The sequence below is a fragment of the Erwinia tracheiphila genome (genome assembly GCF_021365465.1).
Classification (GTDB): domain Bacteria; phylum Pseudomonadota; class Gammaproteobacteria; order Enterobacterales; family Enterobacteriaceae; genus Erwinia; species Erwinia tracheiphila.
Map to the genome: position 1 here is coordinate 2648868 of NZ_CP089932.1, position 11975 is coordinate 2660842.

Here is an 11975-nt window from a genome sequence, read left to right on the forward strand (position 1 = left end):
GTGAAAATATTATTTATGTGCTTGCCCATGTAATATCCAGTTTGACTTCTAACCTCCCCCTGCACAACACTGTATATAAAACCAGTTTAAATCAGGAGTGAAGTATAATTATTGAAATCACAATTGCTAAAGAAAAAGTTAAAGCTATGCCAAAAGGAATCTTTTGATGCACTTCGGGCAGAGCTGACTAATCGAATCAGCGGTCGTGACGCAGACTTGCTGATCACGTATGCTTTGCGCTTTGGATGTAACATATGGCTAAAGTTGATGTCGTCTGCCCTCAGTGCAATGAAACTCATGCTGTACGATGTAACGGACATTCAGCATCCGGTGCCCAACGTTACATCTGCAAGCATTGTTCAAAGACCTTTCAGCTCAACTTTAGCTACTCCGGTGCCAAACCAGACACACACCAGACCATTGTTAATATGGCCATGAATGGTTACGGATGTCGCGATACCGCACGGGTTCTCGGTATCAGCCTCAATACGGTTCTGCGGCACGTAAAAAAATTTCGCCAAAGCAGGTAGCTGAGAATATCGACCCCGAAACGGAGATTGTTATCTGCTGTGAAGCCGGTGAACAATGGTCTTACGTGCGGTGTAAAAGCAATCCCCGGTGGTTGTTCTATGCTTATGACCGTATCCGCAAACGTGCTCTGGCCCACGTCTTCGGCCCGAGAAATGCCCCGACCCTGCGACGATTGCTGGCCCTGTTAAGCAAATTTAACATTGCCTTTTATATGACAGATGCGTGGCCGGTTTATAAAGTTCTGTTAAGTGCAACAGGCCACGTGGTGAGCAAGAAATATACCCAACGGACAGAACGACATAATCTTAATCTTCGCACACATATCAAACGACTGACCCGCAGAACAATTTGCTTTTCGAAGTCAGAGGAAATGCACGATAAGATCATCGGTTGGTATCTTACTCTTCATCATTATCAATAAATCTGCGTCAAGACCCGAATCAGCCCGAAATATCCTGACATACAGGTGATAGTTAAGGGCGTCAGCAATGACGGACTGTCTGTGCTCCGCTCGCAGGACAAGGATAGTGATAAGGCATATGTGCAGGAAGTGCTCCAACAGACTTGGGAATCTACGGATGAGAGGTTTTATAAGTTATCTTCGCTGTGCAGGCAGTAATAAGACCCGGTTGCTGGCCAGGTTTTTTTGCCAGAGTCCTGCTAACCGGGCATAACAATGACCCTGTAAGTATCCGCCACCATGCTGCTGTGCAGCTGCACGGGCTGAATTTCCGGGGTTAACAATCTCAGACATAAAACATTCCTTATTTTGACTGTGGAAAGCAGGGAAAACACGCGCCGGGCGTGGCTAAACATCCCGGCACTAATTCAACAGGCCGCATAAGCGCTGAGGAACCCCCAGTAATGGGCGGGTAAATTAGATCGGGCATAGAAAGTATGATCTACTGATTGTGCAACCAATTCAGGGAGATAGCTCGCTACTCACAGGAGTGTGATGGACGTGAAGCAGAGAAGGACCCCGGGCTAATCTTCAGCAGCACGGATATCTATAAGCCACGGGAAATAATGAGGTTATACAGCAGAAGAATGCAGACTGAACAAAACTTTCGGAACGAAAAAAGTGAGCGCTTCGGCTTCGGTCTTCGTGCCAGTAATAGCGGTACAGAGGGACGAATGCTGGTGTTGAGTCTGCTGGCAACACTGGCCACCACGGTGATGTGTCTACTGGGGTATTACGCTGAAATTAAAGGATTACATCTGAGATATCAGGCGAACAGCCTGATATCGAGGCGGGTCATCCCGTTCCTGACGTTAGCGGAGAATGTCTTACGACACTCTCCGCTGATATTAAAACGAGCGGCACTGGATGCAGTTCTGTGTCACCTCGCCAAAACCTACCGAAATATGGTGTTGATTTATTAGCGCTGATTTAGTGGGGATCCCTCAGCGCATAAGCGGCTTTTTTTACGCCTTAATATCAGGAATAAATAAATGAACATGACAGATTTAAATGAAATACTGACAGAGCACAAAATATGGATTGAGTCGAGGCAAGGGAAAGGGGCAAGGGCTGACCTGATCGATGCCACCCTGCCAGATCGTACTTTTGTTTTAATGGGCCATGCAAATAACCAATGGTGAATATGTAAAAGCTGGGTGTCAGAATCACACGGTTGAGAAATGGCACAATTTCAGTCAACGCCAAATAGCAGAAATAGATGGACGAAAAGCTTTGAAGTTTTATCCACGCCCGCTGGATATTATTGACTTCAACCCTGGCAGGGGTAAGAGGCCGGACTGGTTAACCAGCAAAGAATATATTGATAAAGCCGCAGAATAGCGGCTTTTTTACGCCTTAATATCAGGAGGGGATATAAGTATTGAGTCGATAAAAATTATTTGCTCTGAGTAACAACCCAATGCCGCCACTTTGACGGCATGACGATGTTGCTCACCGATGGTTGACGGAAAGTACGGGTGCGTCAGAAAGGGAGTTTGATGTGTATTAGTCGCGACTTGATCTGACACTGGACCTTGAAAGGTTGAGAGTTACCGGTTTTGATATGGGTGTCTAATCCTTAAACAAAACGCGAGGTAACTCTCATGCTTCATACTAACAATCCCATCATCAAACACAAAGCCGGCCTGCTCAATCTCGCCGAAGAACTCGGTAACGTATCAAAAGCCTGCAAGATCATGGGCGTGTCACGCGACACGTTTTACCGTTATCAGGAACTGGCTGCTGAAGGCGGCATCGATGCGCTGATTAACCAGAACCGCCGCGTCCCCAACCTGAAGAACCGCGCCGACGAAGCCACTGAACGCGCTGTTGTTGAATATGCCGTTGAGTTCCCGGCCCACGGGCAACACCGGACCAGTAATGAGCTGCGTAAAAAAGGCGTGTTTATCTCCGGTAGCGGCGTGCGCTCCATCTGGCAACGGCACGACCTGGAGAACTTCCGTAAACGCCTGAAGGCACTTGAGGAAAAGGTCGCCAGAGAAGGCATCGTGCTTACCGACGCTCAAATCGCAGCGCTGGAGAAGAAGGCCCACGATGACGAGGCCAGCGGAGAAATCGAAACTGCTCACCCGGGTTATCTCGGGTCGCAGGACACCTTCTACGTGGGCAATCTGAAAGGTGTGGGTCGTATCTACCAGCAGACGTTCGTGGATACGTACTCGAAAGTGGCACACTGCAAGCTGTATACGAGTAAAACGCCGATCACCGCCGCAGACCTGCTCAATGATCGCGTACTGCCGTTCTACGAGGCTCAGGGACTGCCGATGCTGAGGATCCTGACCGACAGGGGAACGGAGTACTGTGGTAAGGTGGAGCAGCATGATTACCAGCTGTATCTGGCCATCAACGATATCGACCATACAAAAACGAAGGCGATGTCTCCGCAGACGAACGGCATCTGCGAGCGCTTCCATAAAACTATTTTGCAGGATTTTTATCAGGTTACGTTCCGTAAGAAGTTATACGAAGACCTGGAGAGCCTGCAAACGGATCTGGACAACTGGTTGTGGCATTACAATAATGAGCGAACTCATCAGGGAAAAATGTGCTGCGGGCGTACGCCAATGGCCACGTTACTTGATGGTAAACGAGTCTGGGCAGAAAAAAATCTGAACCAGATGTAATCTGACAGACACCTGTATAAATAACCGGTAACTGTCAGATCAGGTCTGAGCTAGTACATTTGATGAGTGCAGCGAGCACGCCAATGGCGGCGACAAGCATACCGCCGAGTCTGACAGTAAGCTGGAGGCTTAACTTATCGATTTTTGCTTCAAGGTCCTTGCGGACATCGGTGATTTCAGTACGCACCAGAGCAATATCAGACTTCAGCTCTTTGCGAACATCTTCAAGGTCGCGCTTAACGACTGTAACTTCGGATGAAAGCTCTTTTTTAGCATCGTCAAGATCGCGCCGGGTCGCAACATCAACTGCCTCGTGAGAATCACGCACAGCCAGTGAAATAGCCTTAGCCTGCTCCTTAGGCAGACCAGCGCCTTCGAGGGTTTCAACGAATTTCAGTGTGTCAAATGCAACCTGTGCCATAAATAAATCCTCCTGATGATGGGCGGGATTCTAACCCGGGTTGGGGATTGACGCCAGTGTACGGTTGCGGTAGAACGCGGGCAGGTGCTCAATACACCTTCTACGAGACACCTTCTACGAGCGGATCTCCGCACACGACAGTCTTGCGGTTCTTTTACGTCCATAGATTCCCTCCACTGATGGCTTAACACCAATATCCTTTGAGCTTATTTTCATCAGGCTGCAATCAGATATGCACTGACACCTGATACACCAGTTGATTGCAGAACGCATCTGTACAAGCAGTTGTCTGGCACGTCGTGGGTTAATTTTTTCTTCTTGTGTAAAAAGTTCAACCCAGTTACTGACCGGTATTTCTTCTGCTGGTAATCCTGGAAACACGTCAGCCATGTGCTTTATGACAGTAGATTCATAAAGCGCTTTAGTTTTCTCTCTGAGGCTTACATCAACATACGTTTGTTGCCAATACAATCAGCAATTGATGGTTTGGTACTGGCGTTGTTTCCCTGAACTATGGCCTTAGGGTCAATTCCTCTGTCCAGGCTCTCCCGCAAATCAGCCACTGTGTTTCTGGCATATCTTAAGATATGCCAGAATATTTGCCAATTCCGATACGGTGTTGCTTTCCCTGCCATCTGTACCGGAACTGAAAGTTAATCACACCTCGTGGCGTAATCCTTGCTCCCGGACCGTCTGAATCTGTTATTTCCGGTGCGCCAGAATATGGTTTACCATAGATGGAACTTAGCCTGGTGTCGCTGATAGCCATAATAATATTTTGTACTCACCTGATTTTATGTACTCAATGCGCCATGTACTAACGAATACATCAATAATCATGCTTGTACAATAATATCAAAAAGAAGACAAAAAACAGAAAAATCCATCAAAAAAACAATAACATAATTTAACTATCGTGGGCAATTAAATACAGTGAAAGACAAGCCCGTACAGCCAACATTCCTCCTCTCTGATTACATTCGTATTTGACGATTTTCTTCATTATGTATTCTTGAAACAAAAAATGCCTTAACTTTGGTCGAAGAGTTCGATTAGAATCGACCAATGACCCTGAGAGACATTTAAATTAAACCACGCTCTGGCCCTGGCGGGAGCACGAACAGTTAAATGGTAACGATGCGTTTACTTATCACGCTTATCACGCTGGCGATGGCGCAGCTGTTTCTGAACATGGCGCACGCATCGCCTCATAGCCCTGTTAATGCCAGTCACCATAAAGTCGATAATAATGCTTCTGCCCGTGAAGATCAGCGTCGCAAACGCCGTCCGGTTAAAACCAGTTCAGGCAAAGTGAAAGATTCCGGCAGCAAAAAATCACATCCCGCTACTGCCCAAAAATTTAAAATAAAAAAACGCAAACCCGCCAAAGAGACGGCACAGCCCCCCTCCGGAAAAAATTCGTTAACGGTATACAAAAGACGATATGGGCATCATCGGGGCGGCCATCTTAATGAATCAGATGAGCAGACTTCCGGTGAGGCACCGTTGAAACTGAGTGAAGCTCATCGTATTCGCTATCAGAAGGCACACGAGACAGCGATGAACAAGCTGATGGGGCAGCTGGGTAAACCTTATCAGTGGGGCGGCACTTCCCCCAAAACAGGCTTTGATTGCAGTGGCCTTGTCTGGTATGCATACAAAGGCCTGGTTAAGTTTAAAATCCCACGTACGGCAAATGAAATGTATCACCTGCGCGATGCTGCCTCGATTAAACGTGATGACCTTGAAAAAGGTGATCTGGTCTTCTTCCGCATAAATGGCCGCGGCACAGCCGACCACGTAGGTGTTTATCTTGGTAACGGTAAATTCATTCAGTCACTACGAACAGGCAAAGATATTCAGGTCAGTGCGTTAAGCGAGGACTACTGGCAGCGCCACTACATTGGCGCACGTCGTATGATAACGCTAAAGACAATTCGATAACGTGAAAACACAGGGCCGCATTAAAAAATGCGGCCCTGGCAACGCTAATGCATAACTGCGGTCAAACCGAATGCTGTTATGATTAATAAAGCACATGCGGATGTGAATAAGGCAAATTTCAGGTCGGTGTCCATTAACGCTTTCTCCCTCTCAGTGAATTGCGGATTTTCCCATAATTACCCGTAAAAATCTCGTCTTATCCTGGCTGGCTTGCTAGAATTTGCCGCCGGAAACGACGGACAACGTTTCACCCATGTGCAACACTCAACACGATACCCTTTTCCCTTTTTTAATTCCTGCGCCATGCAGCCTGAATGACGCGCAACGGACTGATTTTTATCTTTTCAGGCAATCGTTTAACCATTTATTTATTAAGATGTTACGAGACACTCAGGAGCAGTCAGTATGGCAACGATAAAAGATGTGGCAAAGCACGCGGGGGTATCCACCACCACCGTATCCCACGTCATCAATAAAACCCGCTTTGTCGCAGAAGAGACAAAGAATGCCGTATGGGCCGCCATTAAAGCATTACATTATTCTCCCAGCGCCGTTGCACGTAGCCTGAAGGTAAATAATACTAAAACTATTGGTCTGCTCGCCACCTCCAGCGAAGCGCCCTACTTTGCAGAAATTATTGAAGCCGTCGAAAACTGCTGTTTTGACAAAGGCTACACCCTGATTTTAGGCAATGCTCACAACAACCTGCAAAAGCAACAGGCTTACCTGTCAATGATGGCGCAAAAGCGTGTGGATGGGCTGTTAGTCATGTGTTCCGAATATCCCGATACACTTATCGCTATGCTGGAAGACAACCGCAATATCCCGATGGTGGTAATGGACTGGGGTGAACCACGTGGCGATTTTACTGACACCGTTCTGGATAACGCGTTCGAAGGGGGTTATCTTGCCGGGCGCTATTTAATCGAACGTGGTCACCGGGATATTGGCGTAATACCTGGTCAGATGGAACGAAATACGGGCGGTGGCCGTCATGCCGGGTTTCTGAAAGCCCTTGCCGAAGCGAATATTCCACTGAGCCAGGAGTGGCTGGTTCAGGGAGATTTCGAACCAGAATCTGGTTATCAGGCTATGCAAAAGATTCTTTCACAAAATGAGCGACCAACCGCCGTCTTCTGTGGTGGTGATGTGATGGCGATGGGCGCTATCTGTGCAGCAGATGAAATGGGGTTGCGCGTACCACAGGATATTTCGGTGATCGGGTATGATAATGTGCGAAACGCACGCTACTTTACCCCTTCGCTAACCACCATTCATCAGCCTAAAGAGCAGCTGGGGCAAACAGCATTCAGCATGTTGCTGGACCGTATTACCAGTAAGCGTGAAGAGTCTCAGACTATTGAAGTTTACCCCAGCCTCATTGAACGCCGTTCAGTAGCGGACGGGCCGTTTATCAATAGATGATGTGTACTAGCTCAGACCTGATCTGACAGTTACCGGTTATTTATACAGGTGTCTGTCAGATTACATCTGGTTCAGATTTTTTTCTGCCCAGACTCGTTTACCATCAAGTAACGTGGCCATTGGCGTACGCCCGCAGCACATTTTTCCCTGATGAGTTCGCTCATTATTGTAATGCCACAACCAGTTGTCCAGATCCGTTTGCAGGCTCTCCAGGTCTTCGTATAACTTCTTACGGAACGTAACCTGATAAAAATCCTGCAAAATAGTTTTATGGAAGCGCTCGCAGATGCCGTTCGTCTGCGGAGACATCGCCTTCGTTTTTGTATGGTCGATATCGTTGATGGCCAGATACAGCTGGTAATCATGCTGCTCCACCTTACCACAGTACTCCGTTCCCCTGTCGGTCAGGATCCTCAGCATCGGCAGTCCCTGAGCCTCGTAGAACGGCAGTACGCGATCATTGAGCAGGTCTGCGGCGGTGATCGGCGTTTTACTCGTATACAGCTTGCAGTGTGCCACTTTCGAGTACGTATCCACGAACGTCTGCTGGTAGATACGACCCACACCTTTCAGATTGCCCACGTAGAAGGTGTCCTGCGACCCGAGATAACCCGGGTGAGCAGTTTCGATTTCTCCGCTGGCCTCGTCATCGTGGGCCTTCTTCTCCAGCGCTGCGATTTGAGCGTCGGTAAGCACGATGCCTTCTCTGGCGACCTTTTCCTCAAGTGCCTTCAGGCGTTTACGGAAGTTCTCCAGGTCGTGCCGTTGCCAGATGGAGCGCACGCCGCTACCGGAGATAAACACGCCTTTTTTACGCAGCTCATTACTGGTCCGGTGTTGCCCGTGGGCCGGGAACTCAACGGCATATTCAACAACAGCGCGTTCAGTGGCTTCGTCGGCGCGGTTCTTCAGGTTGGGGACGCGGCGGTTCTGGTTAATCAGCGCATCGATGCCGCCTTCAGCAGCCAGTTCCTGATAACGGTAAAACGTGTCGCGTGACACGCCCATGATCTTGCAGGCTTTTGATACGTTACCGAGTTCTTCGGCGAGATTGAGCAGGCCGGCTTTGTGTTTGATGATGGGATTGTTAGTATGAATCATGAGAGTTACCTCGCGTTTTGTTTAAGGATTAGACACCCATATCAAAACCGGTAACTCTCAACCTTTCAAGGTCCAGTGTCAGATCAAGTCGCGACTAATACAGATGATGCTGATATTTCATCCATTCAGCCACACCAGACCCCGTTGAAATACTGCGGAGTCTGGTCGTTGATGGGACAGGAAGGAAACACGCCAGTGACTGGCGATGACCATGTTGCCACCCAGGCTGACGGCTTAACTATGCAGCCACTCACTGTTCAGCGTCGTCGTGTCCCCCAGATATTCAAGCAGCCAGTTTAGTGCGGGTGAAGTGAGCTGCTCTGCCCAGCTAACGCAACAGGGACTTTGCGGAAACATCACCGCCAGCTGCAGTTCCTTCAGTGCCCCGCTTTCGATATAGGTTTCTGCCAGATGCGCGGGTATCATGCCAACACAAATTCCGGCTAACAGGCAGTCAATACCGCTTTCCCAGTTGGGCACCACCATTCGACGTTGATTATCCAGTGTCCAGGTGGTTCTTTTAGTCAGAGCGCGGGAAGTATCTTCCAGCACGAGAGAAGGCCACGCCCTTATTGCCTCTTCGTCAACCACACCGCGCAGTTCCGCCAGTGGATGTCCTGCCTTTACCACGCAACGCCAACTGAGCATGCCCATATCCCGAAAAGCAAAGCGACCGCCAACCGGAATAGCCCGTGTCGCACCAATGGCGACCTCAACCCGATCATCTGCGAGCGCATCCCATACGCCGTTGAACACCTCCGCGAAAAGATGTAATTCCATATCGGGAAAGTGTCGATAGAAATCCACAACTAACTGACGAGTTCGGGCTGGTTTTACAATGCAGTCAACGGCAATATTGATTTGCCCACGCCAGCCATGGGCCAACTGCTGACACTGCCTTCTGGTAACGAGCATTTTTTTGATAAGAGCACGACCCTCCTGAACAAAATGCTTACCGGCTTCTGTTAGCGCAACATCCCGATGACGCCTTATAAACAATGGTACAGTCAGCCACTCTTCGAGCTGACGCACCGTGTAGCTGATAGCAGAGGGAACGCGGTGCAGCTCGCTCGCGGCTGCAGTGAAGCTCCCTGTTCGGGCCACCGTATCAATCACTTCCAAAGAGTGTTCCGACCACATATTACGCCTGCAATATTTTTGAATGGAGAAAGCAAATATTACCGTTTCACAAGCATTTTGCCAGTTCGGTAAACTCCGTAACCTTTATTTTTATTAATAATAGAGCCACAAAAATGCCATCAAAAAGATTTACCGTTTATCTGGCACTGCTGAGTATTATTGGTTTTCTTGCCACCGATATGTACCTCCCCGCATTTGGTGCAATGCAACACGAATTGGGTACTGCACCCGGAATGATTGGTGCCAGTCTCAGCCTGTTTCTCGCTGGCTTTGCCGCTGGACAGCTGTTTTGGGGAGCACTTTCCGACAGGGCAGGCCGTAAGCCCGTGCTGCTGATGGGACTCAGCGTGTTTGCGGTAAGCTGCGCGGCTATGTGGTGGGTAGAATCAGCGACAGCGTTGCTGGCGTGGCGTTTTTTGCAGGCGCTAGGCATTTGTGCAGCCGCAGTAAGCTGGCAGGCATTAGTGATTGACCGTTATCCTGCCGCGCAGGCAAAGCGGATTTTTGCCACTATCATGCCGCTGGTTGCGTTGTCTCCGGCGCTTGCTCCTTTACTCGGTGCATGGCTGCTCAATCATTTCAACTGGCGAGCCATTTTTATTGTGTTATTGCTGATTGCTCTTTGCCTGCTGATTTGTTCAATGCGCATCACCACTCCAGCCCGCAGGCAGGTTTCTGCCGGTGAAACCGTTCGCTTCAGCACGTTACTGAGATCGCCGATTTATAGCGGCAACGTGTTGATTTATGCTGCCTGTTCAGCCAGCTTTTTTACCTGGCTAACGGCATCACCTTTTATTCTGAACGAACTGGGAATGACAGCAGCGGATATTGGCCTGAGCTACCTGCCACAAACGCTGGCCTTTTTAATTGGGGGATACGGCTGCCGTACCTTGCTCAGATATATTGAAAGCGGCACACTTCTTCCCTGGCTTCTGGCGATTTACGCGCTCAGTATCCTGTGTTTTTTCATAGCTGCAAGGAGGGATGCGCCATCGTTAACGGGTTTGTTGACTCCTTTTTGTCTGATGGCGCTGGCAAACGGTGCAATTTATCCGTTGGTAGTCGCGAACGCATTACTGCCTTTTCCTCAGGCTAGCGGCAAAGCGGCTGCACTGCAAAATACTCTGCAACTTGGATTATGTTTTCTCGCCAGTCTGATGACATCAAGATTTATCAGTACACCACTTCTGACAACCTCACTTGTCATGTTAACAACCGTGTTTCTTGTTATTCCCGGTTATTTTCTGCAATGGGCAGGGGCAGATGATAAAAGATTTCCTGCAGAGGTGAAGTGAGCATGCTGAGGCAATATTCAGTCCACAAACGACGGCGCATTAAAGGCGCTGACAACCTGTTACGGTGCGGACAACGTTATTTCCGTCCCGATGCCCGGATGCATTATTTCAACATCAGCACGGAAGCTGTCATAACCTGCGATGCAGATATATTTTCCTGTTCTGGGTGAACGTGAATGTACAGGCCGACTTAGTTGACCGTCGGCCAGGATGGTCTTACACCTGCAGCGATCTTTCAACTCCTGCTGCAATCGCTGCCGCTTCACGCTGTGCCAGCACTCGCTCAACCGTATCAACAATGGTCTGAGTATGAGGGTCGATTTCAATGTTTACCCTGTCTCCCAGACGCTTACTGCCGAGTGTGGTTCTCGCCAACGTTTCCGGGATAAGATGCACGCAAAATTTCGTCGCAGTTACATCCCCTACGGTCAGGCTGATGCCATCAATGCCAACATACCCCTTGTGAAGGATATATTTCATTTGCTCCGCGTCCTGAGGTTTGAACCACAGCTCACGGTTGTTTTCTGAGATAAGAATTTTACTGATTTCCGCCGTAGTCATGATATGGCCGGACATAAGATGGCCACCGATCTCATCACTGAATTTTGCGGCGCGTTCAACATTGATTTTATCGCCCGGCTGTAAATCACCGAGATTAGTAATACGCAATGTCTCTTTAATCAGATCGAAACTGACACGATCGCCATCCACTTCCGTTACCGTTAAACAGCAGCCATTGTGAGAAACAGATGCGCCCAGCTCCAGTCCCGGTAACATTTCAGTGGGAAGGCGAACAAGGTGTGTCCGAAAATTGGGTTTATCCTCAATTGCCAGCACCTCTGCGGTGCCCTGCACAATACCGGTAAACATAGTTAAGGCCTCAGTTGTATTATTCCGCCAGTCAGTTTGCCCTGGCTGTTAAATAAAACCAAATGTCGGTTTTCTGATGATGCAGTCGGTTGGTTATTTATCTGCTCGACATTACACTACGCCCCTGTTCTGGAGATGATTTA

The 11975-nt window shown here is 48.7% G+C and carries 11 protein-coding genes and 3 pseudogenes; 8 read left to right on the forward strand and 6 right to left on the reverse strand.

Going from position 1 to position 11975, the window contains the following annotated elements; all coding sequences use genetic code 11:
• Positions 1-254: 254 nt before the first annotated feature.
• From LU633_RS14045 to LU633_RS14065, 5 genes and pseudogenes are all read left to right on the forward strand, one after another.
• A protein-coding gene (locus LU633_RS14045; RefSeq protein WP_233481921.1) for an IS1 family transposase occupies positions 255-952 on the forward strand; the annotation gives its coding sequence in 2 pieces (ribosomal slippage) (positions 255-504 and positions 504-952; 699 coding nt in all).
• A gap of 15 nt (positions 953-967) precedes the next feature.
• Positions 968-1150, forward strand: a pseudogene (locus LU633_RS14050) (DinI-like family protein); the annotation flags it as partial.
• Positions 1151-1509: 359 nt separating this feature from the next.
• A pseudogene (locus LU633_RS14055) lies at positions 1510-1914 on the forward strand (IS4 family transposase); the annotation flags it as partial.
• 69 nt (positions 1915-1983) lie between these two features.
• A complete protein-coding gene (locus tag LU633_RS14060) occupies positions 1984-2133 on the forward strand; it encodes a hypothetical protein (RefSeq protein ID WP_016169809.1) in 150 nt (49 codons plus the stop codon).
• Positions 2134-2595: 462 nt separating this feature from the next.
• The gene (locus LU633_RS14065; RefSeq protein WP_046371797.1) at positions 2596-3636 is read left to right on the forward strand and encodes an IS481 family transposase; all 1041 of its coding nucleotides are present in this window, start codon (positions 2596-2598) and stop codon (positions 3634-3636) included.
• Positions 3637-3670: 34 nt separating this feature from the next.
• On the opposite strand, the gene LU633_RS14070 is transcribed toward LU633_RS14065, so the two are convergent.
• Both LU633_RS14070 and LU633_RS25950 read right to left on the reverse strand, forming a co-directional pair.
• Positions 3671-4057, reverse strand: coding sequence for a CCDC90 family protein (locus LU633_RS14070; RefSeq protein ID WP_233485065.1), 387 nt, complete (start codon positions 4055-4057; stop codon positions 3671-3673).
• Between the two features lie 174 nt (positions 4058-4231).
• Positions 4232-4826, reverse strand: a pseudogene (locus tag LU633_RS25950) (Arm DNA-binding domain-containing protein); the annotation flags it as partial.
• A 368-nt stretch (positions 4827-5194) separates the two neighbouring features.
• Between LU633_RS25950 and LU633_RS14075 the strand changes: the two are divergent.
• Positions 5195-6001, forward strand: coding sequence for a C40 family peptidase (locus tag LU633_RS14075; protein ID WP_040465347.1), 807 nt, complete (start codon positions 5195-5197; stop codon positions 5999-6001).
• Positions 6002-6045: 44 nt separating this feature from the next.
• Here the strand turns inward: LU633_RS14075 and cydH are convergent, their stop codons facing one another.
• A complete protein-coding gene (gene cydH / locus LU633_RS26235) occupies positions 6046-6135 on the reverse strand; it encodes a cytochrome bd-I oxidase subunit CydH (protein WP_152664164.1) in 90 nt (29 codons plus the stop codon).
• A gap of 271 nt (positions 6136-6406) precedes the next feature.
• Here cydH and purR point away from each other — a divergent pair, with 271 nt between their 5' ends.
• Positions 6407-7426: an HTH-type transcriptional repressor PurR gene (gene purR / locus LU633_RS14080; protein WP_016169813.1), complete on the forward strand. Its 1020-nt coding sequence runs from the start codon at positions 6407-6409 to the stop codon at positions 7424-7426.
• 60 nt (positions 7427-7486) lie between these two features.
• Here purR and LU633_RS14085 read toward each other — a convergent pair whose 3' ends face one another.
• Both LU633_RS14085 and punR read right to left on the reverse strand, forming a co-directional pair.
• Positions 7487-8527 (reverse strand): IS481 family transposase, encoded by a 1041-nt coding sequence (locus LU633_RS14085; protein WP_046371813.1) that lies wholly within the window; start codon positions 8525-8527, stop codon positions 7487-7489.
• A 234-nt stretch (positions 8528-8761) separates the two neighbouring features.
• A complete protein-coding gene (punR, locus tag LU633_RS14090) occupies positions 8762-9667 on the reverse strand; it encodes a DNA-binding transcriptional activator PunR (protein WP_016169814.1) in 906 nt (301 codons plus the stop codon).
• 113 nt (positions 9668-9780) lie between these two features.
• Between punR and punC the strand changes: the two genes are divergently transcribed.
• The gene (gene punC / locus LU633_RS14095; RefSeq protein ID WP_016169815.1) at positions 9781-10962 is read left to right on the forward strand and encodes a purine nucleoside transporter PunC; all 1182 of its coding nucleotides are present in this window, start codon (positions 9781-9783) and stop codon (positions 10960-10962) included.
• 216 nt (positions 10963-11178) lie between these two features.
• Here punC and LU633_RS14100 read toward each other — a convergent pair whose 3' ends face one another.
• Positions 11179-11832: a riboflavin synthase gene (locus tag LU633_RS14100; protein ID WP_016169816.1), complete on the reverse strand. Its 654-nt coding sequence runs from the start codon at positions 11830-11832 to the stop codon at positions 11179-11181.
• Positions 11833-11975: the final 143 nt, after the last annotated feature.

Bases quoted from the DNA above. Each gene is read 5' to 3' on its own strand.
- LU633_RS14060 (WP_016169809.1), top strand. From the start codon at position 1,984: ATGAACATGACAGATTTAAATGAAATACTGACAGAGCACAAAATATGG.
- LU633_RS14100 (WP_016169816.1), bottom strand. From the start codon at position 11,832: ATGTTTACCGGTATTGTGCAGGGCACCGCAGAGGTGCTGGCAATTGAG.
- punR (WP_016169814.1), bottom strand. From the start codon at position 9,667: ATGTGGTCGGAACACTCTTTGGAAGTGATTGATACGGTGGCCCGAACA.
- punC (WP_016169815.1), top strand. From the start codon at position 9,781: ATGCCATCAAAAAGATTTACCGTTTATCTGGCACTGCTGAGTATTATT.
- LU633_RS14085 (WP_046371813.1), bottom strand. From the start codon at position 8,527: ATGATTCATACTAACAATCCCATCATCAAACACAAAGCCGGCCTGCTC.
- purR (WP_016169813.1), top strand. From the start codon at position 6,407: ATGGCAACGATAAAAGATGTGGCAAAGCACGCGGGGGTATCCACCACC.
- LU633_RS14070 (WP_233485065.1), bottom strand. From the start codon at position 4,057: ATGGCACAGGTTGCATTTGACACACTGAAATTCGTTGAAACCCTCGAA.
- LU633_RS14065 (WP_046371797.1), top strand. From the start codon at position 2,596: ATGCTTCATACTAACAATCCCATCATCAAACACAAAGCCGGCCTGCTC.
- cydH (WP_152664164.1), bottom strand. From the start codon at position 6,135: ATGGACACCGACCTGAAATTTGCCTTATTCACATCCGCATGTGCTTTA.
- LU633_RS14075 (WP_040465347.1), top strand. From the start codon at position 5,195: ATGCGTTTACTTATCACGCTTATCACGCTGGCGATGGCGCAGCTGTTT.